This is a genomic window from Phaeobacter italicus (assembly GCF_001258055.1).
GTDB classification, from domain to species: Bacteria; Pseudomonadota; Alphaproteobacteria; order Rhodobacterales; family Rhodobacteraceae; genus Phaeobacter; species Phaeobacter italicus.
Genome location: NZ_CVRM01000031.1, coordinates 283,829 through 307,953 on the forward strand (window position 1 = coordinate 283,829; position 24,125 = coordinate 307,953).

The 24,125-nt window shown below is 59.1% G+C and carries 21 protein-coding genes and 1 tRNA gene; 11 read left to right on the top strand and 11 right to left on the bottom strand.

Going from position 1 to position 24,125, the window contains the following annotated elements; all coding sequences use genetic code 11:
* Window positions 1-143 precede the first annotated feature (143 nt).
* Window positions 144-233, top strand: a tRNA-Ser gene (locus NIT7645_RS12680).
* Window positions 234-379: 146 nt separating this feature from the next.
* Here NIT7645_RS12680 and NIT7645_RS12685 read toward each other — a convergent pair.
* Complete coding sequence (locus NIT7645_RS12685; protein WP_008562706.1) at window positions 380-1,042, bottom strand: GntR family transcriptional regulator; 663 nt, start codon at window positions 1,040-1,042, stop codon at window positions 380-382.
* A 140-nt stretch (window positions 1,043-1,182) separates the two neighbouring features.
* Here NIT7645_RS12685 and NIT7645_RS12690 point away from each other — a divergent pair, with 140 nt between their 5' ends.
* The 5 genes from NIT7645_RS12690 to NIT7645_RS12710 all read left to right on the top strand — a co-directional run bounded on the left by NIT7645_RS12690 (window position 1,183) and on the right by NIT7645_RS12710 (window position 7,361).
* Window positions 1,183-2,142, top strand: a complete 960-nt coding sequence (locus NIT7645_RS12690) for a dihydrodipicolinate synthase family protein (RefSeq protein WP_008560871.1) — start codon at window positions 1,183-1,185, stop codon at window positions 2,140-2,142.
* Entirely contained in the window at window positions 2,133-3,077 is a 945-nt protein-coding gene (locus NIT7645_RS12695) for a 4-hydroxyproline epimerase (RefSeq protein ID WP_008560708.1), read from the top strand. Before NIT7645_RS12690 ends, NIT7645_RS12695 begins: the two co-directional genes overlap by 10 nt.
* Complete coding sequence (locus NIT7645_RS12700) at window positions 3,077-4,507, top strand: aldehyde dehydrogenase family protein (RefSeq protein WP_050687214.1); 1,431 nt, start codon at window positions 3,077-3,079, stop codon at window positions 4,505-4,507. The genes NIT7645_RS12695 and NIT7645_RS12700 overlap by 1 nt, the downstream gene beginning before the upstream one ends.
* Before the next feature lie 54 nt (window positions 4,508-4,561).
* Window positions 4,562-5,812: an NAD(P)/FAD-dependent oxidoreductase gene (locus NIT7645_RS12705; protein WP_008559670.1), complete on the top strand. Its 1,251-nt coding sequence runs from the start codon at window positions 4,562-4,564 to the stop codon at window positions 5,810-5,812.
* A 169-nt stretch (window positions 5,813-5,981) separates the two neighbouring features.
* The gene (locus NIT7645_RS12710) at window positions 5,982-7,361 is read left to right on the top strand and encodes a HAMP domain-containing protein (RefSeq protein WP_242656098.1); all 1,380 of its coding nucleotides are present in this window, start codon (window positions 5,982-5,984) and stop codon (window positions 7,359-7,361) included.
* 117 nt (window positions 7,362-7,478) lie between these two features.
* On the opposite strand, the gene NIT7645_RS12715 is transcribed toward NIT7645_RS12710, so the two are convergent.
* The 8 genes from NIT7645_RS12715 to NIT7645_RS12750 form a co-directional block, all read right to left on the bottom strand.
* Window positions 7,479-8,630, bottom strand: a complete 1,152-nt coding sequence (locus NIT7645_RS12715; RefSeq protein ID WP_050687216.1) for a M56 family metallopeptidase — start codon at window positions 8,628-8,630, stop codon at window positions 7,479-7,481.
* Window positions 8,620-9,015, bottom strand: a complete 396-nt coding sequence (locus NIT7645_RS12720) for a BlaI/MecI/CopY family transcriptional regulator (RefSeq protein ID WP_050687218.1) — start codon at window positions 9,013-9,015, stop codon at window positions 8,620-8,622. Before NIT7645_RS12720 ends, NIT7645_RS12715 begins: the two co-directional genes overlap by 11 nt.
* 154 nt (window positions 9,016-9,169) lie before the next feature.
* Entirely contained in the window at window positions 9,170-9,448 is a 279-nt protein-coding gene (locus NIT7645_RS12725; protein WP_008558858.1) for a DUF2160 domain-containing protein, read from the bottom strand.
* Window positions 9,448-10,245, bottom strand: coding sequence for a carbohydrate ABC transporter permease (locus tag NIT7645_RS12730; protein WP_008561997.1), 798 nt, complete (start codon window positions 10,243-10,245; stop codon window positions 9,448-9,450). The genes NIT7645_RS12725 and NIT7645_RS12730 overlap by 1 nt, the downstream gene beginning before the upstream one ends.
* Before the next feature lie 14 nt (window positions 10,246-10,259).
* Window positions 10,260-11,123 (bottom strand): carbohydrate ABC transporter permease, encoded by an 864-nt coding sequence (locus NIT7645_RS12735; protein WP_008561161.1) that lies wholly within the window; start codon window positions 11,121-11,123, stop codon window positions 10,260-10,262.
* The gene (locus NIT7645_RS12740; RefSeq protein ID WP_050672900.1) at window positions 11,120-12,232 is read right to left on the bottom strand and encodes an ABC transporter ATP-binding protein; all 1,113 of its coding nucleotides are present in this window, start codon (window positions 12,230-12,232) and stop codon (window positions 11,120-11,122) included. Before NIT7645_RS12740 ends, NIT7645_RS12735 begins: the two co-directional genes overlap by 4 nt.
* Before the next feature lie 7 nt (window positions 12,233-12,239).
* On the bottom strand, window positions 12,240-13,316 hold the full coding sequence (locus tag NIT7645_RS12745) for an ABC transporter ATP-binding protein (protein WP_008560506.1): 1,077 nt from the start codon (window positions 13,314-13,316) through the stop codon (window positions 12,240-12,242).
* A 147-nt stretch (window positions 13,317-13,463) separates the two neighbouring features.
* Window positions 13,464-15,197, bottom strand: a complete 1,734-nt coding sequence (locus NIT7645_RS12750; protein ID WP_008559243.1) for an ABC transporter substrate-binding protein — start codon at window positions 15,195-15,197, stop codon at window positions 13,464-13,466.
* Window positions 15,198-15,502: 305 nt separating this feature from the next.
* On the opposite strand from NIT7645_RS12750, the gene NIT7645_RS12755 reads away from it, so the two are divergent.
* Complete coding sequence (locus NIT7645_RS12755; protein ID WP_050687274.1) at window positions 15,503-16,633, top strand: THUMP domain-containing class I SAM-dependent RNA methyltransferase; 1,131 nt, start codon at window positions 15,503-15,505, stop codon at window positions 16,631-16,633.
* 13 nt (window positions 16,634-16,646) lie between these two features.
* Here the strand turns inward: NIT7645_RS12755 and NIT7645_RS12760 are convergent, their stop codons facing one another.
* Entirely contained in the window at window positions 16,647-17,504 is an 858-nt protein-coding gene (locus tag NIT7645_RS12760) for a 2-dehydro-3-deoxygalactonokinase (protein ID WP_037302555.1), read from the bottom strand.
* Between the two features lie 564 nt (window positions 17,505-18,068).
* On the opposite strand from NIT7645_RS12760, the gene NIT7645_RS12765 reads away from it, so the two are divergent.
* The 3 genes from NIT7645_RS12765 (at window position 18,069) to NIT7645_RS12775 (ending at window position 21,363) form a co-directional block, all read left to right on the top strand.
* Window positions 18,069-18,878: a sugar transferase gene (locus tag NIT7645_RS12765; RefSeq protein WP_008560781.1), complete on the top strand. Its 810-nt coding sequence runs from the start codon at window positions 18,069-18,071 to the stop codon at window positions 18,876-18,878.
* Window positions 18,879-18,979: 101 nt separating this feature from the next.
* A complete protein-coding gene (locus NIT7645_RS12770) occupies window positions 18,980-20,035 on the top strand; it encodes a CpsD/CapB family tyrosine-protein kinase (protein ID WP_050687220.1) in 1,056 nt (351 codons plus the stop codon).
* Between the two features lie 38 nt (window positions 20,036-20,073).
* A complete protein-coding gene (locus tag NIT7645_RS12775; protein ID WP_008559166.1) occupies window positions 20,074-21,363 on the top strand; it encodes a GumC family protein in 1,290 nt (429 codons plus the stop codon).
* Between the two features lie 15 nt (window positions 21,364-21,378).
* Here the strand turns inward: NIT7645_RS12775 and NIT7645_RS12780 are convergent, their stop codons facing one another.
* Entirely contained in the window at window positions 21,379-22,743 is a 1,365-nt protein-coding gene (locus tag NIT7645_RS12780) for an oligosaccharide flippase family protein (RefSeq protein WP_008562293.1), read from the bottom strand.
* A gap of 143 nt (window positions 22,744-22,886) precedes the next feature.
* On the opposite strand from NIT7645_RS12780, the gene NIT7645_RS12785 reads away from it, so the two are divergent.
* The gene (locus NIT7645_RS12785) at window positions 22,887-24,116 is read left to right on the top strand and encodes a glycosyltransferase (RefSeq protein WP_008562593.1); all 1,230 of its coding nucleotides are present in this window, start codon (window positions 22,887-22,889) and stop codon (window positions 24,114-24,116) included.
* Window positions 24,117-24,125 lie beyond the last annotated feature (9 nt).

Consider the following 24,125-nt stretch of genomic DNA (forward strand, 5'->3'; position numbering starts at 1 on the left):
CCGTTGAATATCGCGCGCCCGCCCCGGTCATCCAGGGCGGGCGCCATCCGTTTGGGCCCATGATCCGGACCGCATAATTTTTTTCCCGAAAATGTCGATTTCGCCCTTGTTCTCAACGCCCTTGCGCTGATAGACGGGTCAGCGGAGACGTGGCCGAGTGGTCGAAGGCGCTCCCCTGCTAAGGGAGTAGGCGGGAAACCGTCTCGAGGGTTCGAATCCCTTCGTCTCCGCCATCCTTTCATTGATTGGCAAGATCGCATTGATTGTCGCTCATGTTCTGGCGGTCGGCCTGCTGTAGTATGTTGGCGCCTAGACCCGCGCTTGTTATTGCTGCTGTCTTCCTCAGCAGCTCCCCCAACACCCACGCATCGGTTCTCTCTTATCCCAGCTTGTTGAGTGTCTGCAGCAAGGCGTCGCAGGCGCCGGTGATGTGTTCGCGGGTGAGTGCGGCGGCGAGGTCGGCGTCGCCAGCAGCGCAGGCCTCCCAGATGGCGATGTGTTCGTCGTTTGCACGCTCACTGCCATTGGACAGAACGAGCTGGGCGCGCAGGTAGCTGTCGACCCGGTCCATCGCATTGTCGATGACATCCATATGATATTGCAACCCAGCCTCGCGGTAGAGAGTTGCGTGAAAATCACGGTTGAGATCGCCCCAGGTCATCGGATCTGAGGATTGCGAGAAGGCCACGAGGCACTCCTTGGCCTGGGCGAGGGCCTCTTTGGACATGCGAGGAACCGCTCTGCGGATGACCTCTGGCTCCAGAACTGCGCGCAGGTCGAAAATCTCCTGTGCTTCCTGCGCAGAGAGGCCAGAGACAACGGCGCCCTTGTAGCGCTGCGTTTTGACCAACCCCTGTTCCTCTAGACGGGAAATTGCCTCCCGCACGGGGATTCGGCTGGTGTTGAACATCCGGGCAATTTCGTCCTGACGCAGGGGTTCCCCTTCCTTCAGATCGCCTTCGATGATGGCTTTGCGCAATGCGTCAAAGACAATGGTCGCGGCCGAGGCGGTCTTGGAAATATCGACGGATTTCAACTTCATGCGGGCTCTCCTCTGCACCGTTATAGCGCCGAAGACTGCAGGAGCAAAAGGATCCAAAAACTATTTATTGAATATTGGATCCAATATGGAATATGCATTGAGGCAGTTGAGCCATTCAAGTGATGATAAAGGAGCCCTCCATGACCGACCTCGTTTTTTCCGGCTGTATTCCGGCCCTCATGACCCCCTGTACTGCCGAGCGGCAGCCGGATTTTGATGCCTTGGTGCGCAAGGGGCAGGAGCTGATGGCGGCGGGTATGTCGGCGGTTGTCTATTGCGGCTCCATGGGCGACTGGCCTTTGATCAGTGATGCTGATCGGATGGAGGGCGTGGCGCGTCTGGTGAAGGCGGGGGTGCCGACCATCGTGGGGACGGGCGCAGTGAACACTGCGCAAGCCGTTGCTCATGCGGCGCATGCAGCTGAGGTGGGTGCGCACGGGTTGATGGTCATTCCTCGAGTTCTGTCACGGGGCAGCTCGATTGCGGCGCAGCGGGCGCATTTTTCCGCCATCCTGTCCGCAGCGCCCGACTTGCCAGCGGTGATCTACAATAGCCCATATTACGGATTTGCGACGCGGGCCGACCTGTTCTTTGACTTGCGCCAGTCGCACCCGAACCTGATCGGGTTCAAGGAATTCGGAGGCGCGGCTGATCTGCGCTATGCGGCGGAAAACATTACGTCGCACGATGCGGATGTCACGCTGATGATCGGGGTGGATACCACCGTCTTTCATGGGTTCGTCAATTGCGGGGCGGGCGGCGCCATCACTGGAATTGGCAATGCGCTGCCCAAGGAAGTGCTGCATCTGGTGGCTCTGTGCCAGCGGGCGGCGCGGGGGGATGCAACGGCTCGCAGGCTCGCACTCGAGTTGGAAGCCGCGCTTGGGGTTTTGTCCTCATTTGATGAGGGGGCTGATCTCGTTCTCTTTTACAAACACCTGATGGTGCTGAACGGAGACCAGGAATACCGTCTGCATTTCAATGCAAGCGACGCGCTTACTGCGAGCCAGAAAACCTATGTAGAGACACAGTACACCCTGTTTAAGGCGTGGTATGCGGATTGGATCACCCAGCCAGAGGTCGCCGCATCGTGCGGGTAATCGACAGCCATACCGAGGGGCAGCCTACACGACTGGTCCTTGATCAGGGCCCGGATCTGGATTCGGGGAGCCTTGCGGAACAGGCGGATCGGTTGTTTCGCGATCACGCGGATTTTTGCCGGGGCGTCCTGTGCGAGCCGCGTGGGCACAAGGCGATGGTCGGGGCGCTATTGCTGCCTCCAAATGCGCCGGATTGTGCGGCTGGGGTGATTTATTTCAACCCGGCCGGCCCCTTGGGGATGTGCGGTCATGCGACGATCGGCACCGCCGTCAGTCTTGCCCATTGCGGCAGGCTTTCACCGGGGGTGCATCGGTTTGACACGCCGGTAGGCCCTGTTGAGGTCAGTCTTGAAACGAACAATCGGGTCTCGGTCGAAAACGTCGAGGCGTTTCGCCATCGGTCTGATGTGGTGGTGGAGGTTCCCGGCTGGGGGCCTGTGAGGGGCGATGTGGCTTGGGGGGGGAATTGGTTCTTTCTCACTAAGGAATGCCAGATCCCGCTCGTTTCGGAGCAAATCGCCCCGCTGACACGATTTTCAACGGCGCTGAAAGAGGCGCTCGAGCAGGCAGGCATCACCGGAGAGGGCGGGGCGTTGATCGACCATATCGAACTGACTGGCCCGTCGCCGTCAGCCCACGCTGATGGTCGTAATTTCGTGCTTTGCCCCGGTGGCGCCTATGACCGCTCTCCCTGTGGGACCGGAAGTTCGGCCAAGCTCGCTTGTCTTGCGGCAGATGGCCTGCTCGCGCCGGGGGAGCGGTGGGTTCAGGAGAGCATCATCGGCAGCACCTACACGATGAGTTATCGACCTGGCCCTGCTGGTGGGGTCGTCACAACAATCACGGGCAGCGCCTTTGTCACTGCAGAAAGCATTCTGCATTTCGAGCCATCTGATCCCTATCGGACCGGGATCATTCTAGAAGAGAGGCACTAATGGAGTTTCGCAATTTCATCGGGGGCGAGTGGCGTGAAACCGCAGCAGCCAGCGCCAATATCAACCCATCGGATATCTCGGATGTGATCGGCTACGCGGCTGAAAGTGATGCAGCGGAAATCGATCACGCAGTTGGCGCGGCAAAGACCGCGGCCGTGCCCTGGTCGGCAAGCACCCCACAGCAGAGGTTTGATGTGCTTGATTTTATCGGCTCTGAACTCTTGGCTCGCAAGGACGATCTGGGCCGCCTTTTGGCGCGGGAAGAGGGCAAGACGCTTGCTGAAGGCATTGCGGAGACCGCCCGTGCCGGTCAGATCTTCAAGTTCTTCGCAGGAGAGGCCTTGCGCGGAGGCGGGGAGGCAATGGCCTCCGTCAGGCCGGGCGTTGGCGTGGAAATCACGCGCAGTCCGGTTGGGGTTGTAGGTCTCATCACCCCTTGGAATTTTCCCATGGCAATTCCTGCATGGAAAACTGCGCCAGCGCTTGCATACGGCAATGCGGTTGTTCTGAAACCCGCAGAGCTGACACCGGGATGTGCCCATGCGCTGGCAGAAATCATAGCGCGATCGGGGCTACCTGATGGGGTGTTCAATCTGGTCCTGGGCAAGGGCAAGGTGACTGGCGCTCGCTTGGTTGAGCATCGCGATACAGATGCGATTTCGTTTACCGGCTCGGCTGAGACGGGCAGCGAAATTGCTGCCACATGTGGTCGGCTGCGCAAGAAACTCCAAATGGAGATGGGTGGCAAAAACCCTATGGTGGTTCTGGACGATGCCGATCTCGACCTCGCTGTTGAGGCCTGTCTGAACGGGGCGTTTTATTCGACCGGACAGCGCTGCACTGCATCTTCGCGCCTGATTGTCGCGGGCGGCATTCATGACCGGTTTGTTGCCTCTCTTACGGGCCGCATTGCTGCGTTGCGAGTTGGCAATGCGTTGGATCGGGCAACCGAAATCGGGCCGGTTGTGGATGGCCGCCAATTGGACAAGGATCTGAGCTATCTTGATATCGCCGCAAAAGAGGGTGGGCAGGTCTTTGGGGGACAGACCCTTCAGCGCACCACCAATGGATTCTTTCTGGCACCTGCTCTGATCACGGAGACAAACAGCGGGATGCGGATCAATCAAGAAGAGGTTTTTGGACCGATTGCTTCCGTGATCCGTGTTGAAGACTACGAAGAGGCGCTACAGGTTGCCAATGACACGCCGTTTGGTCTCAGTGCTGGGATCTGCACCGGGTCTCTCAAACATGCGACCCATTTCAAGGCCAACGCAGAGGCCGGCATGGTCATGGTCAACTTACCTACCGCTGGCGTGGATTATCATGTTCCGTTTGGGGGCACCAAAGGGTCGAGCTTTGGCGGGCGTGAACAAGGAGCTCATGCAAAAGAGTTTTATTCAAAAATCAAAACCTCTTATACGTTTGCATAAAAGTGAGTCCGTGGCGAGGTGGGAGCCTCGCCACATGTACGAGGGCAGTGCGATATGACACGGACGGTTGTGATCATCGGCGCAGGTGTAATTGGGGTCAGTACGGCCCTGCGCCTGCAGGAGGAACTGGCAGGAAAGGGGGATCAGGTCGTCCTTTTGGACCGGAAAGGTGTCGCTGCCGAAACCTCGCAGGGAAATGCGGGGGCCTTTGCTTTTACCGATGTAGAGCCTCTTGCCCATCCCGGCATCATGAAACAGGCGCCAGGTTGGTTGGTCGATCCGCTTGGCCCCTTGTCCATTCCGCCGAGCTACGCAGTCAAATTGGTGCCCTGGCTCCTTCGGTTCTGGCGGGCCAGCCTGCCAGATCGCTACCGCGCCTCCATCGTCTCGCAGGCGGCTCTCATGAAACACTGCGAGGAAGCGACAGAACGTCAGATTGCCCGCACGGACGGCGAGCATCTGATTCAGAGACTGGGCGCTCTTCGGCTTTATGATTCCGAGGCCGCGTTTCGGGCCAGCAAACATAGCTGGGATCTGCGTGATGAATACGGGATCGACTATACTCTGCTGCACGGTCCCGACGAGATCGCAGAGATCCAGCCAGGTCTCAGCCGTCATTTCACCCATGGTGGGTTTACGCCAGGTTGGCACAGTACCATCGACCCCAAGGCCTGGGTAGAACATCTGTTCGCGGCGTTCCTGCAAAGAGGCGGTCGGTTCGAACAGGCCGAGGTGCGCGATATCGCAGCGTCTGATGACGAGGTCGTGCTCAAGACCGCTGATACGACCCTGAGGGCTGATCAGGTGGTTGTCGCAGCTGGCGCCTGGTCACACCATCTGACCAAACGACTGGGCGACCCGCTCCCGCTGGAGACGGAACGAGGCTATAACACAACGCTACCGCCTGGCGCCTTTGACCTGCGGACCTCCCTCAGCTTTGGCAAACACGGGTTCGTGGTGAGCCCGATCAAGGGCGGGGTGCGGGTCGGTGGAGCCGTCGAGCTGGGTGGTTTGGAGCTGCCACCCAATTACAAGCGAGCTGACAATCTACTGGCCAAAGCGAGCCGTTTCATGCCTGGCCTGGATATTTCAGGCGGCACCCAATGGATGGGCTATCGCCCGTCAATGCCAGATAGTCTGCCGGTAATCAGCCAGTCCCGTCGCCACAAGAACGTGGTCTATGCCTTTGGCCACGGCCATGTTGGGCTGACGCAATCCGCTGGCACGGCGGAGTTGGCTGTCGATTTGTTGCAGGGACGTAAGTCTTTGATTGATATGGCACCTTACCGGGCAGATCGGTTCTGAAACCTCTGCACTTGGGTCTGAAATTCTGATGAGTGCGCGCTTTTGGCTGCCCCAAGCGGGCTCTGCGCAAAGAGAGCGTGAACGAATTGGAAGGATTTACATGCCTATTTTGAGCTGAATTTGGTCGTATTACGACGGAATCGGCACTGAAATAGGAGACATGCGCGTCATGCCCAAGACCCGGAAACTTTCGTTGAAGCTGAAACTGCCACTTATCATGGTGGCGCTGACGGCCACCTTTCTGGTGACGGTTTCATTCCTGGTCTATTCGATGGCTGAAAAAAGCATCCGGCAATTTGTCTATGCGTCAAAGGAAACGGCTGCGCGATCTGGAGAGCAGGCGCTTACCTTCATGGTCGATGCTGCCCGCAAGGATCTTGCGGTCAATGCTTCGCAGCCGACCGTGTTTCGCGCCATCAACAATTTTGACCGTGTCTACACAATGATCGAGGAGGAACCGACCGGGTTCCTGCGGCGCCACTACATCGAACAGAATCCGCATGAGGCCGACAAGCGATACGAACTGGTCGATCCCGGTGACGGTTCTTATTACAGCCAGTCTCATGCAACCTACCATCCGACGTTTCTTCAGTCCTTGCAGGTCAACGGGTATGAAGATCTGTATCTCCTGAATGCGGCTGGTCAGCTGCTGTATTCCGTCAAGAAACGGGACGATTTCATTCAACAGTTCGGCTCTGGCCCCAATGCCGAAAGCGGCCTGGGTCAGGTGTTTGCGGCTGCGTTGACAGCTGAACCGGGTGAGGTCGTGACCTCTGATTTTGCAGTCTACGCACCAGGTGGCGGCGGAGCCGGTGCCTTTATGGGGGTGTCTGTTCTCAACAAGAAAAAAGAGGTGATCGGTGTGCTGGCTGTCCAACTGTCTAGCGCATCGGTGGTGTCTGCGCTGACCTCCAATCTGGATGGCAGCGGGCACCAGAACATTTTTCTTGTTGGTCCAGACGGGATTGCGCGCAGCCCGTCTGTGCTGGAGGGGCGATTTGCGGTTGGCGACAGTCTTCCCGACGCAACCCATATCGCTGCTGCCGGAACAGGGGAAGGTGGCCTGTTTGAGGGGATCACCTCCACAGCTGGAGAGCAGGTGATTGCCCTCGTCAAACCGCTTGATATCACAGGTTTTGACTGGTCTCTGGTTCTGGAAACAGATGAACATACGGCCTTCGCAAAGGTGAATGAGATCCGTTTGGTTGCGGTACTCATGATCGGCGTTTCGGTGCTGATCGCGATTGTGGTGTCCTTTATCGCTGCGCGTCACGTCACCAAACCCATTCTTGCCCTGCGCGAGGCCACGAACGCGCTGGCAGATGAGGATTACAGCGTTGATATCGCCGGTCGCAAGCGTGGCGACGAGTTGGGTGATCTGGCCCGCAGTCTGGATACCTTCAGGGACAAGCTTGTTCTGGCGGATGAGGCCGCCGAGCGCGAAGAGCAAGCCGCCAAACAGACCGCTGCCGTGGTCGAGGAAATGAGCGGCGCGGATGTGGACTGGTCCCAGACCGAACATGGCGGTCCTCAGACGGCCTACGGCTGATGGGACATGCCAGTTAGGGGGAAGGGCCCGGTCTGACGGCAGACCGGGCCTTTTGTCTTTTGACTGTTTGTCCTGTGATGGTTGTGCGCTCGGAGCGCTTTTTTGTTCTGCTGCCGGTTACTGGCTGAGCGTCATGAAACCACCCTGTAGCGCAGTGACAGCGGTGTGGGTGGTTTCGGGCATGGCATTGCGATGCGCCATCCGCTCGAGGTTCACAATGGTAGAGAGCATGATGCGGTCGTGGCTCCAGTCACCTGGGCGCTGCATCAGCAGGGCTGTTGCCATAACACCAGTTGCCAGCAGGGCAGAAACAAACATCCAACTCAGAACATGACCGTCCTGTGGCTGTGCCGCAGTAACGGCCCGGATCCGCCTTTCCAAAGTCGCACCACGGCGCACCTCGCGGCGGTCAACCAGCGCAACGGATGGGCTGCGACGAACAAATCGGATCGGATCCTGAGCCGCCAATACGCAGGCACGGATCAGGCATTCGCAATAGGCCCGTACGTCCCGCTGGCCGCGGCTGACAAGGGCCTGGTCGCAGGCGAATTCCCGCAGCATACGCACCTCGCGGCGCCAGATGTGATAGGCCGGGTTCCAAAACAGCAACGGGCGCAGGGCTTCTAACAGAAACTCGCATTCCACGTCGCGCTGCCGGAAGTGCTGCAATTCATGCGCAACGCTCAGCCGCAGATCCGCGGGATTTTCAGCCAGTGCTGTCGGCAGAACGACATAACGGGTCCATAGGCCGCGCGTCGAAAAGGCAACCTTGCTGCTGTCGCTAAAGCGGATTTGAAGGCGACCGATCCGTTTCCAGACATAAGCGTTCTTGATAACACGGCGCAGACGGGCAACCGAAATTGCGACCTGTACCACCGACATGGCAGCACCAAGAATCAAAACCGCCAGCGCAGCCTGGGCCCACAGGCTGGTTTGGGCCATCAGGTCACGCACCAGATCTTCGCGCAGGCCCAGAATGCTCTCGAAACGGGTGGCGCTCATGTTGACGTTGCCCTGAAGGTACTGCGCCACCAGCATGTCCGACAGGGTCGGAGGCTTGGACACAACATAAGTCGTCAGCGCGACAACGAGGAACGGGGACAAAGTCAGCAAAAGCGTCATGCCGTTGAGCAGGCGCAGTTGAGGGCGAAATGCAGGGCCCAGATGGCTTCGGGTCAGAACGGCACGGGATCCAAGCCAAAGGGCAATCCCAGCAAAGAGCAATAGATTGAGATCAATATAAGCGTTTAAAAAAGCTTCAGCGTTCATCGTCCCCCAACCTTTCATTCAGCAAGGCCCGCATTTCCACGAGCATTTCGTCGGTGACATCTTCGTCATCCACCAGCCGGGCTACGAGAGCCGCCGGGGCGCCATTGAAGAGCTTGCTCGAAAGGTTCTTCAGGGTGGTTTTCTGATAGTCAGCTTTTGGTACCGCCGGGCGATACACGAGCGATCTGTCAGCGCGTTCGCTGGTCAGAAAACCTTTCTGTTCCATAATCTTCAGGACAGTCGCGACCGATGTGTAGGCGCGTTCCTGCCGTTTGTTCAGCTCGGCAAGGATTTCCCGTACCGTGCCGCCGCCCGTTTCCCAGACACCTGTCATGAACTCGAGCTCTACCTCGGTCAAAAGCGGGTTGTCCTGTTTCTTTCGCATCACTTGGTGTCCGGTCCTCTTGGGCTTTTGTCATGCTAGGGGATAGCAGGGGCGTTTGAAAACTATTTTTTTAGAAGTTCATCGTCGCGTCGGCCGATCTAGTCTTGGTCGGCAAGGGAAAAGGGGCCCTGCGAACAGGACCCCCCATTTTGTGTCACACCTTCCAGAAGGTGAAGATGAACCAGACAATCGACAGACCCAGCGGCCACCATAGGGGCATCCCGACCAGTCCCAGCCACGCCAGGAAGATATAGGATGTCCCAAGGAGGCTGATGAACAGCCGGTCCCCGCGGGTTGTGACAAGTCCCAGCACGCCTTTGCGGGCATCTCCACCGGGGCTGCGGATTTCGAGAACGATCAGCAGGCCAATGGCCGAAAAGATCCCGATAAAGACCAGGGCCGTGGGCCAGGTCCAAGCCATCCAACTCAGCATTATACCCTCCCCATCGCAAAGCCTTTTGCGATGTAGTTGCGGACGAAGTAGATCACGATCGCGCCCGGAATGATTGTCAGTGTACCCGCAGCCGCCAGCAGGCCCAGTTCATAGCCCGCGCTTGAGGCGGTTTTGGTCATGGTGGCGGCAATTGGTTTGGCGGCAACCGCTGTCAGTGTCTTCGCCAACAGCAGCTCCACCCAAGAGAACATGAAGCAGAAGAACGCTGCCACACCGACGCCGGCCTTGATCGACGGGATGAAGATCGTCGCAAAGAAGCGCGGGAAGGAATAGCCATCCACATATGCGGTTTCGTCCAGCTCTTTCGGGATGCCCCCCATGAACCCCTCAAGGATCCAGACTGCCAGCGGAATGTTGAACAGGCAGTGTGCCAGCGCAACAGCCAGGTGCGTGTCAAACAGGCCTACCGCCGAATAAAGCTGAAAGAATGGCAGTGCGAAAACTGCGGCTGGCGCCATCCGGTTGGTGAGCAGCCAGAAAAACAGCTGCTTGTCGCCAAGGAAGCGATAGCGCGAGAACGCATAGGCCGCAGGCAGCGCGACAGCAACAGAGATCACCGTGTTGATCGACACGTAGATGATCGAGTTGATGTAGCCCCAGTACCAGCTCGGATCGGTGAAGATCGTTGCATAGTTTTCCAGCGTGAAAGTCTGCGGGAACAGCGAGAAGCCGGACAGGATTTCATTTGTCGTCTTAAAGCTCATCGCGACCAGCCAATAGATCGGCAGCATGAGGAACAGGATATAAACGATGGGGACGATGGTACGTTTTTGCATCGAAGTATCCTCCTTTAGTTTTGATCGTCTTTGGTCATGACGGTGTAGAACAGCCAGCTGACCAGAAGTGTGATTGCAAAGTAGATGAGGCTCATCGCTGCCGCCGGACCAAGGTCGAACTGTCCAAGCGCGATTTTAACCAGGTCGATGGACAACAGTGTTGTCGAGTTGCCAGGGCCACCGCCGGTCAGAACAAACGGCTCGGTGTAGATGTTGAAACTGTCCATGAACCGCAGAAGGATCGCGATGGTCAGAACGGTTTTCATCTTTGGCAGCTGGATAAAGCGGAACACAGCCCAGTTGGAGGCGCCGTCGATCTTGGCCGCCTGGTAATAGGCGTCCGGGATCGACACGAGGCCAGCATAGGACAGAAGCACCACAAGAGAGGTCCAGTGCCAGACATCCATGGTCACGATGGTGATCCATGCGGCAACGGGATCCTGAGTCATATCATAGTTGATGCCAAGCGTGTGGTTTAGGAAATACCCCAGCAGGCCAATGTCGGGCAGGGTAAAGATGTTCCACATTGCACCAACCACGTTCCACGGGATCAGCATCGGCAGCGCCATCAAGACCAGACAGACAGGTACCCAGAACCCCTTGCGCGGCATCGACAGTGCGATGGCAATGCCAAGCGGGATTTCGATGATCAGGATCAGGAAGGTGAACATGAACTGGCGGCCAAGTGCCGCGTGGAACCGGTCAGAGCGCAGGATCTGCTGAAACCAGTCGAGCCCCTGCCAGAAAAAGACGTTGTCGCCAAATGTCTCCTGGACGGAGTAGTTGACCACAGTCATCATCGGGATCAGCGCGTTGAATGCAACGAGCAGCAGAACGGGCAGAACAAAGAACCACGCCTTTTGGTTTTCGGTTTTCATCGTGCCTCCTCCGCACTTTGGGATTGCGCCGCAGATTCAGCCGCTTCGGTTGCGATCCAGCCGTCGACATACAGTCGGGTCTGATCCTGACGGAACGCCAGATGGACGGTGTCGCCCTTGTTTGGCCCCGCACCTTCGACCACGGCGTTGATCCGATGCCCTTCGGCCTCGCACTCCACCACTGTGTGGCGGCCAACATCCGAAACCTTGGTCACGGTAGCGGGCAGGCCACTGTCGGCCAGGGACACGAATTCGGGTCGGATGCCTACCTCGGTCTTGCCTGCAGCGTCGCCTTTGATGGGGCCTTCCAGTGCGATGGGGTGGCTGCCGATGTAGGGCTGGCCGGCGCGCAGCTCACAGGGCAGGACATTCATGCCCGGCGAGCCGATGAAGTGGCCGACAAACGTGTGGGCAGGACGCTCAAACAATTCGACCGGCGTGCCGATTTGAACGACTTCACCCAGCTGCATGACCACAACCTGATCGGCAAAGGTCAGCGCCTCTGTCTGGTCATGGGTCACATAGATCATCGTGGCCTTTACGCGCTGGTGCAGCTCTTTCAGCTTGGAACGCAGTTTCCACTTCAGATGCGGGTCGATCACGGTGAGGGGCTCGTCGAACATGACGACGTTCACATCCTCGCGTACAAGGCCACGGCCCATGGAGATTTTTTGCTTGTTGTCCGGGCTCAGACCCGCAGCGCGCGTGTCCAGAAGATCGGTCACCTCCAGCATCTCGGCAATCGCCATGACGCGTTCCTTGACCGTGGCCTCGTCCCGACCGCGGTTGCGCAGCGGAAAGGCGAGGTTGTCGTAAACGGTCATGGTGTCGTAGATCACCGGGAACTGGAACACCTGCGCGATGTTGCGCTGGTCCGGGGGCAGTTTGGTGACATCCTTGCCGTCAAACAGAATCTGCCCTTCGGATGGCACCAGAAGGCCCGAGATGATGTTCAGCAGGGTGGACTTGCCACAGCCTGACGGACCAAGCAGGGCGTAGGCGCCACCATCAGTCCAGTCGAGATCGATTTCCTTGAGGGCATAATCGGACGCGCTGGAGGGATTCGGCATGTAGCTATGCCGCAGTTTCGAGAGAGTAATCTTAGCCATTTGCGCCTCACGCCACGCGGGAGCCATCGGGGGCAAACACATAGGCTGCCGATGGATCCATGTAGAAGTCATGATGCTCACCCACCTCATAGGGGTGAACGCCAGCAGAAAGGGAAACCCAGCTGCCGTGATCGCTGTCCAGACCCATGTCGAAATGGGCGCTGCTTTCGGATCCCGAAAGCTCTGTCACCTGAACCTGCCCCGACAGCTGCACGGTGGTCAGGGGCGTCGCAACGGGCAGAACGTGATAGGGGCGGATGGCGATGGTATAGGGGCCGTCAGCCAAGTCTGCTGCCGCACCGGTCAAGGACCAGCTGACGTTATTGCCGAGGCGGGCGGTTGTGCCCTGTTTCACAATCGGGGCGGTGTTGATCGGTGGATCCGAGAAGACCCGAGCTGCCGCGACATTGTCGGGGTTGCGATAGATATCAGCGGTCGTGCCGAACTGGGTGACGCGGCCGTCCTGCATCAATGCGGTCTTGCCACCGAGCAAAAGCGCCTCTTCCGGTTCGGATGTGGCATAGACAACAACCGCGCCGCGACCGGCAAACAGTTCAGGTAGCTGATCGCGCAGCTCCTCGCGCAGTTTGTAGTCAAGGTTCGCCAGCGGCTCATCCAGGAAAACAGCGCGGCTTTCCTTGGCAATTGCGCGGGCCAGCGCGGTTCGCTGCTGCTGGCCACCAGACAATTCATGCGGGCGGCGGTGAAGCATCGGACGCAGCTGCAGGATGTCCGCAGCTTCTTCCACGCGACCTTCAATCTCGGATTTCGCCATGCCAGCCACTTTCAGCGGCGAGGCGATGTTCTCGTAGACGGTCATATGCGGGTAGTTGATGAAAAACTGGTGCACCAGGCTGATGTTGCGTTTCTGGGTGCTAAGGGCGGTCACATCCTGACCATCCATGAGCACCTGTCCGCTGGCAATCGGGTCAAGCCCGGCCATCATCTTGATAAGAGAGGTCTTGCCAGACCCGGTGGCGCCCAGAAGGACGTTGAAGTGACCCGGTTCCAGCACAAGGGAGGTTTCCTTGATATGCAGCTGGGCGCCGACACGCTTGGTCACGTTTCTGAGTTCGAGTGCCATCTTGTTTTGACTTTCCGGCGGGCGGCCTGTTGCGCGCGGCATGCGCGATCTTTGGGGACAAAATACCCCGGAGAGGGCCAGCCACGCTCCGGGGCGAAAGCGGGGAGCGCAACGGAAGATCCGCACGCTCCCCACGGGGAGGAGAGGTTACTGGGAGGCCCAGCGGGCAACCAGTTCGTCATAGTTGACGGTCTGGCCCTGAGGCTTCTCGTTCTCCAGTTTCGGCTTGGCGCCACCGTTGGCGTACCACCACTCAGCGTCTTTCTCTTCGTTCAGACGCGGGCCGCAGCCGCCGTAGACATTCGCCTGCTCGTCTGCACGCTGCATACGGGCCATTGTGATGTCCATTTCTTCGGCCAGACGGTCCATGGCTTCCTGCGGGGTGAAGGCGCCGGAGTTCACGTCACCGATCTGCTGCCACCAGATTTGGGCCAGCTTCGGATAGTCAGGCACGTTCACGCCGGTCGGGGACCATGCAACGCGGTCGGGCGAACGGTAGAATTCGACCAGACCACCCAGCTTGGGTGCACGCTCGGTGAAGCTCTCGTGGTTCACAGAGGAGTCACGGATGAAGGTCAGACCAACGTGGGATTTTTTCACGTCAACGGTCTTGGACACAACAAACTGAGCATAGAGCCAAGCAGCTTTCGCACGATCAACCGGAGTGGACTTCAGGAAGGTCCAGGAGCCTACGTCCTGATAACCGACCTTCTGGCCTTCTTCCCAGTAGGGGCCATGCGGGCTCGGCGCCATCCGCCACAGCGGGGTGCCGTTCTCGTCGACGGTGTTGTTGCCTTCGGACTGCGGTTTTACCATGTCGGCGGTAAAGGCGGTGTACCAGAAGATCTGCTGAGCCACGTTGCCTTGCGCCAGTGCGGGCAGCGACTGGTAGAAGTCATAGGACGCAGCACCCGGAGGCGCGTATTTGCGCAGCCATTCGTCCCACTTGCGGATCGCATAGACAGCAGCCGGACCGTTGGCAGCACCACCACGGGTCACGCTTGCACCGGCAGGGTTACAGGAATCCGCTTCCATGCGGATGCCCCATTCGTCGATCGGCACACCGTTCGGCTCACCTTTCGAACCGGCACCGGCCATAGACAGCCAGGCATCGGTCATACGCCAGCCAAGGTCAGGCGCGCGCTTACCATAGTCCATGTGGCCATAGATTGCGGTGCCGTCGATTTCCTTGACGTCTTCGCTGAAGAACTCGGCGATGTCTTCATACGCGGACCAGTTGACCGGCACGCCGAGGTCATAGCCGTACTTCTCTTTGAAGGCGGCTTGCAGATCTTCGCGATCGAACCAGTCCTTGCGGAACCAGTAGAGGTTCGCGAACTGCTGATCGGGCAGCTGGTACAGGTCGCCATCGGGACCAGTGGTGAACTGGGTGCCCATGAAGTCACCCAGGTCCAGACCGGGGTTGGTGACGTCAAAGAAGTCGCCTTCCATCATGTCGGTCAGGTTGTAGGCGAGCTGCAGGCGCGAGTGGGTGCCGATCAGATCGGAGTCATTGACGTAAGCGTCATAGAGGTTCCGCTTGGTCTGCATCTGGGTCTGCACGGCCTGAACCACTTCGCCCTCGCCGAGGATCTGGTGGTTCACCTTGATGCCGGTGATTTCCTCAAACGCCTTGGTCAGAACTTCGGACTCGTAGCTGTGCGTCGGAATGCCTTCGGACAGGACGTTGATTTCCATGCCTTTGAACGGTTCAGCAGCGTTGATGAACCACTGCATCTCCGACATCTGCTCGTCCTTGGTCAGAGCCGAGGGCTGGAACTCTTCGTCGATCCATTTCTTGGCAGCTGCCTCATCGGCATAGGCTGCCTGTCCCGCGACCACGGCAATAACCGCGGCTGCGGACAAAAGATACTTGCGCATCTTTCTCCTCCCTAGTGATTGTGTCGCCAGACATGCCACACGGCACCTGACTGTCATTCAGGTTTCACACAGCGGCTGGTCTTGTCAAACTAATTTTTTAGTATGACGTAATGTAATGTTTGGAAACGATTTTTCAGAAATCCTGATTTGGGCGAGGGACTCGCCTGCCGAGGGATTTCGTTGCTGCGATGCGGCAATCTGCAACCTGTGGGTGTGCTGGTCATATCGCGCACAAAATGGCAACGGCGCCGCAAGTGTCAAAGTTTGTCGTCGCTGAGGCTGGGTTTTGCGGTTATGGAGAGCGCATGGAAAACACTGATACCTTCGAGATCTTTCTGACCGCCCCACCGGGATTGGAGCAAACTCTCTTGCACGAAGCCAAGGAGCTGGGTTTTGCCGAGCCAAAAACGGTCCCCGGTGGCGTGACTGTCCAGGGGGGCTGGCCGGATGTGTGGCGCGCCAATCTTTGTCTGCGTGGCGCCGCGCGTGTCTTGGCGCGGATCGGCTCCTTTCGGGCCTTTCACCTCGCCCAGCTGGACAAGCGGGCGCGCAAGTTTCCCTGGTCCGAAGTGCTGCGTGCAGATGTGCCTGTCCGGGTCGAGACGACCACAAATAAAAAGTCCAAGATCTATCACGCGGGCGCCGCAACCCAGCGGATCGAACGTGCCATCACCGAAGAGCTGGGCGCCGAAATCAGCGCAGAAGCGGGGATCACGATCAAACTTCGCATTGAAGACAATCTTTGCACCTTCAGCGTCGACACATCGGGCGAAGGGCTCCACAAACGTGGCCACAAGACTGCTGTGGGTAAGGCGCCCATGCGCGAAAACCTCGCCGCATTGTTTCTGCGGGACTGCGGATATACAGGCACGGAACCCGTGGTGGACCCCATGTGCGGCTCCGGCACCTTCATGATTGAAGCGGCTGAGATCGCGCGCGGCCTGCTTCCCGGTCGCAGCCGCAATTTTGCGTTTGAACAGCTGGCGACCTTTGATGCCGATGCCTGGGCGGCAATGCGAGATGTCACAACCACCCAAGACACGGACGTGCGGTGCTACGGATCAGACCGAAATGCCGGCGCCGTCGAGATGGCCGCTGCCAACGCAGAGCGAGCGGGTGTTGCGGATCTTGTTCAGATCACACAGCAGGCTGTCAGCGATCTGACACCCCCTGATCTGGGAGAGGGAGAGCAGCCTGGCCTTGTGATCGTGAACCCACCTTACGGTGCGCGGATTGGCAACAAAAAGCTGCTCTATGCGCTTTATGCGGCGCTCGGGGAGACCTTGAAAAGCCGCTTTAGTGGCTGGCGCGTTGGTATCGTCACCAGCGAAACGTCACTGGCAAAGGCCACGGATCTGCCGTTCCTGCCCTATGGTCCGCCGGTGGCCCACGGCGGGCTCAAGATCCGACTGTTCAAAACGGCCCCGCTTCCCTGATCGACCTTTGTGATCAGGCAGACAGGGTGCGCCAGGCGCTGACCAGACCGGCCAGCGCCATTCGCTCACCATCTGTCCGGGTCAGAGGAATGCCCTGATGGCCCAGGGCTGCGGCGTAGGCTGGCTCAATTTCGGATGGGGAAACCAGTGCGATGTTCTGGCCCAGCCAATAAGGGCGCGCTGCAGATAGCTCGGCCCCCAACAGCAGCCCCCAAAGGCGCGCAGCACGATCTTGCGGCGAACCGGATTGATCTGCTTGCAGTTCGGCAACCCGTGCGGCCATCGCTTCGGGCCGGGATTGAACGTTTTCCATCGCGCCGGTCAAAGCCGACGTTGCGGCTGTGGCTGCTGACTCCAGCGGATCCAGACCCAGCTGAGGCGCGAGCGCGCGCCACAGTCCTGCGGTCAGGAAGCTTTGAAAACTCACCACTTCATTGGCGCTGATCAGAGCCCAGTGGGTTGTCTCGCCGGGAAGACAGACGACCCCATCCCAATTGGGGTTCAACGACAGAAACCCCGCGATCCGGGTTGCGGCCCCACCCATTCGCGCCACAGGGCTGTTCTGGCTGAGCCCGGCAATCAGGTGAACATCTGTTTCGCCCATCGCCACGACCGGCAGCTCTGCTGGTTTGGCGGGGACCGCTATGGCGGCTGTTGTCTCTGCGCCGGACAACATCACGGGCGCCGTGGCATGTGCCGCGCCCAGCTGGGCCCTGAGATCATCCAAAGCGGTCATGATGCCGTCGGCCGGGCAGCAAGTCTCAGCCCGCTCGGACACCGTCTCACCTGTCATGGCCCAGATAACGAGATGTCCGTCGGTAAAATCGGCGGCAATCCAACATTCTGTCTTGGCGGTCATGCTAGCGCTCATTGTTTCGGTCCTTCGGTCAAACTGGCGTCGGTTGGACGGGGCTGTCTCATTGCCAATTTTCGACCCTTTGATCAACACGGCCTCTTCAGAAAGTGGCTCAGCCGGGGTGTGGAATGGTTAACAGGTCTGCGCTGATGCTTCGAAGGTGATTCAAATTGTTATGAGTATTGCTCTTGATTCCTTATACTTTTGGGTAGTTTCGCAGAACAGTTCCTATCCTTATGAGGAATTGTTTCCACAAATGTCGCCTGATTTACTCCACAGGCCGCGAAATGCTGGATCTCACCGAATTTACTGAGATTTGTGTAAAATTGCTTTATTAAGGTTTTACCGCATCAGCGGACTGTAAACGGCCCAAAACGGGCCGGTTGATTGGGACGAAGGTGTCGGCCGCATGGGGGTGCGGCCGGAAACAAACCATCGAACTGCACTGACGTGAGATCCGGGGCGCTGCCGTTCCCGGCCAGTCGAATTGATACGAGTGTCTCCGCTTCGGCGGACCGGAAAAGCTGTGTTCAGCGAAAAGTTGGGGGCTGCGGGGGCGGCCTTAGATTGGGGTTGGAAATGAAGGACTTTGTGCATGATGGGGCGGTGCATCCGCCACTGCGCTCTGGCCGGACGATGATGCTGCCGCGCTCGCGCATGTTCTATGCGGGCAGGCCATTTCAGCGGGTCGAACAGCCAAGGCTTATCGCCAATCTGAACACTGCCATCAGTCGGCAGCCGAGCCAGATTGTCGACTGGGCCCAGCGGGATCGCCGTGCATGGGCCTACGGACGATTTGGCAAGCGCGTGCTTGATATCCTGCTGGTGTTGATTGCCCTGCCGATCACGCTGCCGCTGATCTTGTTGGCCGCGCTCGCATTGTGGTTTGAAGGCGGACAGCCGTTTTACACACAGGACCGTCTGGGGCAGCGGGGACGGGTGTTCTCCATCCTCAAACTGCGCACGATGGTGCGAAACGCCGACCAGCTTCTTGAGGAACATCTGGCGCGTGATCCCGAAATGCGCCGCGAATGGAACGAAACACAGAAGCTCAAGCATGATCCCCGCATAACGCCGGTTGGCCGCTTTCTGCGTACGACCTCGCTCGATGAGTTGCCGCAACTTTGGAATGTCATCATCGGAGAAATGAGCCTCGTTGGCCCACGTCCGATGCTGCCGGACCAATTGCCCCTTTATGGGGACGCGCGGCCCTATTTCTTGCTGAAACCGGGGATCACCGGGCTTTGGCAGGTGTCGGTGCGCAACGAAGGTGGCTTTGCGGTACGTGCAGGTTCGGACGCCAGCTATTGCCGCACCCTTTCATTCCGGCAGGATTTGGCAATCCTTTGGCGCACCGTGGGCGTGGTGCTGCGAGGCACCGGATATTAACGGCTTTGGCTTAGTCGGGATGGATGCTTCTTGCGCCATTCCGGTTGGGCCGCGTCCTATAGGCGGGCTAAGGCGGACGTGGTAGAAATGCGGAGGCGGTTATGAAAGACACTCTGACAGATACCCAGTCTCTGACCTGGCCAGCACAGGATTTTGAAGGAAACGAAACACCCGCAATGACGCAGCAGGGCTTCAAACGATTTCGTCGCCGCAAGGGGCGGACGCAGGGCGAGCCGGAACAGCCATCTGTTCTGGACGGTCGGGTTGAGCCCGGCACGTCGCCCGATCGTCTGTCGCCTAAGCCAAAGGCGCGACCAAGTGACAAGACCCAGCGCCAGTCAGGTTTCTCCGGCCGTCCTGAAACAAAGGACAAACCGGAGGTCAGGGGTGCCGCAGATGAGCTGCGCACGGGGCCTGTTTCTCAGCAGCAGCTGCCCGCACCTTTGCCCGAAATGTGGGAACGCATTCATCGCGTTCCCATGGATATGCGCAGCCATCAGGTCGCGCGTTCGCCGCTGGTGAATTTTTTCCGCAGCTCACCCACCGCGAAGGCGTTTGATTTGCTGCGCACGCGCTTGCTGCACAGCCTCAAGGCGCATGGTTGGAAACGGGTCGCGATTGCCTCACCCACTGCGGGATGTGGTGCGACGTTTACGGCTGTTAATCTGGCGCTCAGCCTGGCGCGTGTTCCGAACACCCGCACGATCCTGATGGACATGAACTTTCGCCGCCCCGCGGTGGCTGCAACTCTGCGGCTGCCCGCAGCGGGGGATATGCGTGGCTTTTTGTCCGGGGAGCTGAGCATGCCGGAACATCTGGTGCGCCCCGCTGAAAGCCTTGCGGTCGGGCTGACTGCCGCGCCAGATCGCAATGCCGCCGAAATCCTGCACGATCCAACTTGCGCGCAGGTCCTGGATGACATGACGCTGACCATTGGGGCCGATGTTATTCTGTTCGATCTTCCGCCAGTTCTGGAACATGATGATGTGGCAGCCTTTCTGCCACAGGTCGACGGGGTTTTGCTGGTTGCAGACGGCACCCGAACGACTGCCGCCCATCTCGCGGCCTGCGAGCAGATGTTCAAAGGCCAGACGCAGCTTCTTGGGGTGAGCCTGAACCGCGCGCGCGGTGCCGGGCTGCTTCAGCATGGCCAATAACCCAGCCCATTCACTCAACAAAGAGACCAGCAAACCAAATGGGACCGATCCGCACACTCGAAGATCTGTTTGATATGCTGCGCCGCAGGGCGTTTGTGATCTTTTGGATCGTGGTTCTCGGGGCCATGGTTTCGGTTTGGGTCGCGCTCAAACAGCAGCACAGCTACGAAAGCGCGGCCGTCTTGCAGATCACCCGTCCCAAGATCGCAGGCGAGCTGGCAAAATCAACCGTTGACGGTTCCTCTGCGCGCAGGCTGCAGCTGATCGAACAGCGGCTGATGGCGCGCGGCTCAGTGGAAGAGATCATCGAGAAGTTTGGCCTTTACGGCAATCTGCCGCTGCACCCCTCGGAGAAAGTGGCGCTTTTGCGGGAGTCGGTTCTGCTGACCGGCGTGGCCGCTGCGCGCGAAGGGTTTACCGATGATGGCACCATTTCGGTTTTGACCATCACCGCCCAGATGCCGACCCCGGAACAGGCACAGGCCGTTGCCAGGGAATTTGCCAGCCGCACGATCGAGCTGAGCCAGAGCTCGCGGATCGAACAGGCCCGCGAAACGCTGTTGTTTTTCACGGACAAGGCCAACGCCCTGACCGCTGAAATTGCGGCTCTCGAAGATGAGATCACCGCCTATCGCAATTCCAACAACGTGGCTCTGCCCGGTGGGATCGAAATGCGCCGGGAGGAGATTTCGTCCCTGAATACCGGTCTTTTGGAAATCGAGCGCGAGCAGATCGAACTGCGCAGGCAGGCGGATCAGACGACATCGAACCAGCGGCCTGCAACTGCCCAGCGGATGCTTGCGGTTTTCGAAGAGAAGCTGGCCACACTGGAAGCGCAGCGAGAGCTGCTGCTTGAGCGCCGCGCCGCGCTAGAAGCTTCCCTGCAGACTACGCCAGAGGTGGAACGTCAGCTGGGCGTCTATGAACGGCGCATGGACCAACTTCAGGGAGAGCTGGAGACCATCAGCCAACGGCTGGCCGAAGCCGAAGTGGGGTTCCGGCTGGAGTCATCCCGTCAGGCTGAGCGCTTGACCGTGATCGAGCCTGCATCACTGCCGGATTATCCAATCACCAGCGGACGTAAGAAACTGGCCCTGATGGGGCTGATTGCCAGTATCGGTATGGCGATGGGTGTCGCGTTCCTGATGGAGCTGCGCCACCCGGTTTTGCGGTCGGTCGCGCAGATGGAACGAGAGACCGGGCTTACACCAGTTGTGGCGATCCCCCTGCTGGATACACGACCACGCAAACGCGGTCTGTTGGATCGGCTACGGGGCCTTTTTTCACGCAACGGGCGCGGTGGCATGGGGGCATCCTCCGGCGCTTGAGCAGCGCATCTACAATCAGCTGACCGCCGCGATCATCTTGGCAATGGCTGACTGGTGCCACCAGATGGCCCCACCGCCAATACCTACCGTCAGAAGGGTAAAGCCAAGATCATGGCGAGGATCCCAGACGTGGTGTTTGCGCGCAAGCCAGACCATCACCGGGTAGGCCAGGATCATTGCCCCCGCCAGCGCGGCGATCCCTCCCGGCAGGCCAAACATCATGACGGCGATCAGAAACAATGCGGTCTGGGCAATCGCGCGGCTGGCGGTAAAGACAAAGAAGGATCGACTGTCGCCCGCCGCCAGCGCCGCCTGATCGTAGGTCATGGTGATAACCGCAGGAGCCAAAGCGACCGAAATCAGAACGATCATTGCGCCTGCATGCAGGTATCGATCATCGTAAAGCACATCGACGAGCCACGGCCCCAACCACGCCATGCCCAGCAGCATCGACAGGATAAAGGCGCTGAGACCAGCGCGCAGTTGGCGTTGCTTGCGCTTATAACGTGGATCCGCCTGGGCAGGTTTGTCGCGATAGACCGGGATCATAAGGCGCTGGTTGACAGCGTGCCCCAGAGCCATGGGAAAACTCGCCAGAAAAAAGCCGATGTTGTAGATCCCCAGAACTTCCAGTGGGACAAACTTGCCGAGGATCGCCCGGTCCCCCTGTGAGGTCAGAAACCAGAACGCGGTCGAGAGAAAGATCCATTTTCCAAAGTGCAACAGTTCACCGAGCGCTTGTCGTTCCCAGTGGAACCGGCTGCGCCGACCGGGCAGGGCACGCCAGACCAGGATTAGAAAAGCAGTCGCCTGGATGACGCTGCCCAGCACCAACGCCATGACCGATTGGGTCCACCAGGCAATCAGCACCATGGCGCCGATTCCAATCGCCTGACTGATGAGCTCCAGCGCGGTGAGCCGCCCGACCAACAGATGGCGATGCGCAGTTTCTACCCGGATCGGGTCGAGCCCGTTGATCGCGAGGGCCGCACCGGCAATTGGCAGGTACCACATCAGCTCTGGCGCGTCGTAAAACTCCGCAATCGGCCAGGCCAGCAAAAGGGTCATCCCCCACAGGATAAAACCCCGCACCACCTGAACGCTCCAGGCCGTGTCCAGAAAGTCGGGATCGTCGCCTCGTTTGCTCTGAGCGATAGACGGGCCCACGCCGATATCCGAAAACAGCGCAAGACCCGTGGTCACCACGCTGACCAATGCCATCAGACCAAAGGCTTCGGGAAACAGGAGCCGCGTCATCAGCAGGTTGGCGGCAAGGCGCAGAGCCTGACTGCCGCCATAGCCGATCATCAGCCAGGAGGCAGACCGCAGCACCCGTGCTGCCAGCCCTTCGCCGCTGAATAGGGACAAAACCTGCTGCATGACATGTCTCTCGGTCTTGGTTCTTGCGATCTGCCTGATCCCGAAAGGCGACAATTCGACGGCACCTTCGCGGCAATGCTGGGCAACTGGGTGAACTACGGATACCCTGCGGCAACTCTTGCACAAAATGGGCGTGTGTCCTCGTGAAAATTGCCTACATCCTCAACACCTACCCTCAGCCGTCCCACAGCTTTATTCGCCGCGAGGTACAGGCGCTGGAACGGCACGGCGTCGAGATCGAGCGCATCGCCATGCGCCCCGCTGATGTGCCATTGGTGGATCCGGGTGACATCGATGAACAGGGGCGCACCGACTATGTCCTTGCCAAGGGGGGCGCGCGGCTGGTCGCTGGCCTTGTGCGGCGCATGTGGCGCAGTCCCCGGCGGTTCCGATCTGCCCTGGCGAAGGCCTGGGAAATGGGTGGCCGCTCTCAGGTTGGTCGCCTGCGACATCTGATCTATCTGGCCGAAGCGGCCTATGTGGCTGACCGGGTTGAGGGGGAGGGGATAGACCATCTCCATGCTCACTTTGGCACCAACTCCACCACGGTTGCGCTTTTGGCTGCGATGCTGGCTGATGTGCCGGGCGGGTTGGGCTACAGTTTTACAACTCACGGACCAGAGGAATTTGACGCGCCGCAGGTGCTGTCTTTGGGAGCCAAGGTGGACACGGCCGACTTCGCCGTCGCAATCAGCAGCTTTGGCCGCAGCCAGTTGAGCCGCTGGGCCGCATTTGGCAGTTGGGCACGGCTGAAGGTGGTGCATTGCGGCATTGAACCCTCGCGGTTTTCTGAACCGCAACCACTGCCAGAGGGGCCATTGCGGCTGGCTGCGATTGGCCGGTTTGTTGAACAAAAAGGGCAGATGGTTCTTATCCACGCGCTCGCAAAACTGGTCGAAACCCACCCGGATCTGCACCTTTCGTTGATCGGTGATGGAGAAATGCGCCAGGATCTTGAGGCTGCGATCGCGCGTTATGACCTTTCGCGCCACGTCACATTGACCGGTTGGCTGTCAGAGGCGGACGTAAGGGCGGAGCTGGCAAAGGCGCATGCGCTCGTCATGCCGTCCTTTGCAGAAGGCCTGCCAATGGTGGTGATGGAGGCAATGGCAGCTGCCCGTCCGGTGGTGGCAACCTATATCGCAGGGACGCCCGAACTGGTGGTGCCGGGGCAGACAGGGTGGCTGGTGCCAGCTGGCGACCCCGACGTTCTGGCTGAGGCGATAGCGGATCTCGCGGGTACACCTAGCGAAACACTAAGGCGGATGGGACAGGCGGGGCGCACCCGCGTGCTGCAGCGGCACGATAGTGAGATCGAGGCGGGCAAATTGGTGCATCACTTTGAAGAGGCTATCCGCGCGCGTCGCCCCTGACTGCCACAC

Coding starts and splice junctions, on each gene's coding strand:
- NIT7645_RS12685 (WP_008562706.1), bottom strand. CDS start 1,042: ATGAAGTTGAAATCCGTCGATATTTCCAAGACCGCCTCGGCCGCGACC.
- NIT7645_RS12690 (WP_008560871.1), top strand. CDS start 1,183: ATGACCGACCTCGTTTTTTCCGGCTGTATTCCGGCCCTCATGACCCCC.
- NIT7645_RS12700 (WP_050687214.1), top strand. CDS start 3,077: ATGGAGTTTCGCAATTTCATCGGGGGCGAGTGGCGTGAAACCGCAGCA.
- NIT7645_RS12705 (WP_008559670.1), top strand. CDS start 4,562: ATGACACGGACGGTTGTGATCATCGGCGCAGGTGTAATTGGGGTCAGT.
- NIT7645_RS12710 (WP_242656098.1), top strand. CDS start 5,982: ATGCCCAAGACCCGGAAACTTTCGTTGAAGCTGAAACTGCCACTTATC.
- NIT7645_RS12715 (WP_050687216.1), bottom strand. CDS start 8,630: ATGAACGCTGAAGCTTTTTTAAACGCTTATATTGATCTCAATCTATTG.
- NIT7645_RS12720 (WP_050687218.1), bottom strand. CDS start 9,015: ATGCGAAAGAAACAGGACAACCCGCTTTTGACCGAGGTAGAGCTCGAG.
- NIT7645_RS12725 (WP_008558858.1), bottom strand. CDS start 9,448: ATGCTGAGTTGGATGGCTTGGACCTGGCCCACGGCCCTGGTCTTTATC.
- NIT7645_RS12730 (WP_008561997.1), bottom strand. CDS start 10,245: ATGCAAAAACGTACCATCGTCCCCATCGTTTATATCCTGTTCCTCATG.
- NIT7645_RS12735 (WP_008561161.1), bottom strand. CDS start 11,123: ATGAAAACCGAAAACCAAAAGGCGTGGTTCTTTGTTCTGCCCGTTCTG.
- NIT7645_RS12740 (WP_050672900.1), bottom strand. CDS start 12,232: ATGGCTAAGATTACTCTCTCGAAACTGCGGCATAGCTACATGCCGAAT.
- NIT7645_RS12745 (WP_008560506.1), bottom strand. CDS start 13,316: ATGGCACTCGAACTCAGAAACGTGACCAAGCGTGTCGGCGCCCAGCTG.
- NIT7645_RS12750 (WP_008559243.1), bottom strand. CDS start 15,197: ATGCGCAAGTATCTTTTGTCCGCAGCCGCGGTTATTGCCGTGGTCGCG.
- NIT7645_RS12755 (WP_050687274.1), top strand. CDS start 15,503: ATGGAAAACACTGATACCTTCGAGATCTTTCTGACCGCCCCACCGGGA.
- NIT7645_RS12760 (WP_037302555.1), bottom strand. CDS start 17,504: ATGAGCGCTAGCATGACCGCCAAGACAGAATGTTGGATTGCCGCCGAT.
- NIT7645_RS12765 (WP_008560781.1), top strand. CDS start 18,069: ATGAAGGACTTTGTGCATGATGGGGCGGTGCATCCGCCACTGCGCTCT.
- NIT7645_RS12770 (WP_050687220.1), top strand. CDS start 18,980: ATGAAAGACACTCTGACAGATACCCAGTCTCTGACCTGGCCAGCACAG.
- NIT7645_RS12775 (WP_008559166.1), top strand. CDS start 20,074: ATGGGACCGATCCGCACACTCGAAGATCTGTTTGATATGCTGCGCCGC.
- NIT7645_RS12780 (WP_008562293.1), bottom strand. CDS start 22,743: ATGCAGCAGGTTTTGTCCCTATTCAGCGGCGAAGGGCTGGCAGCACGG.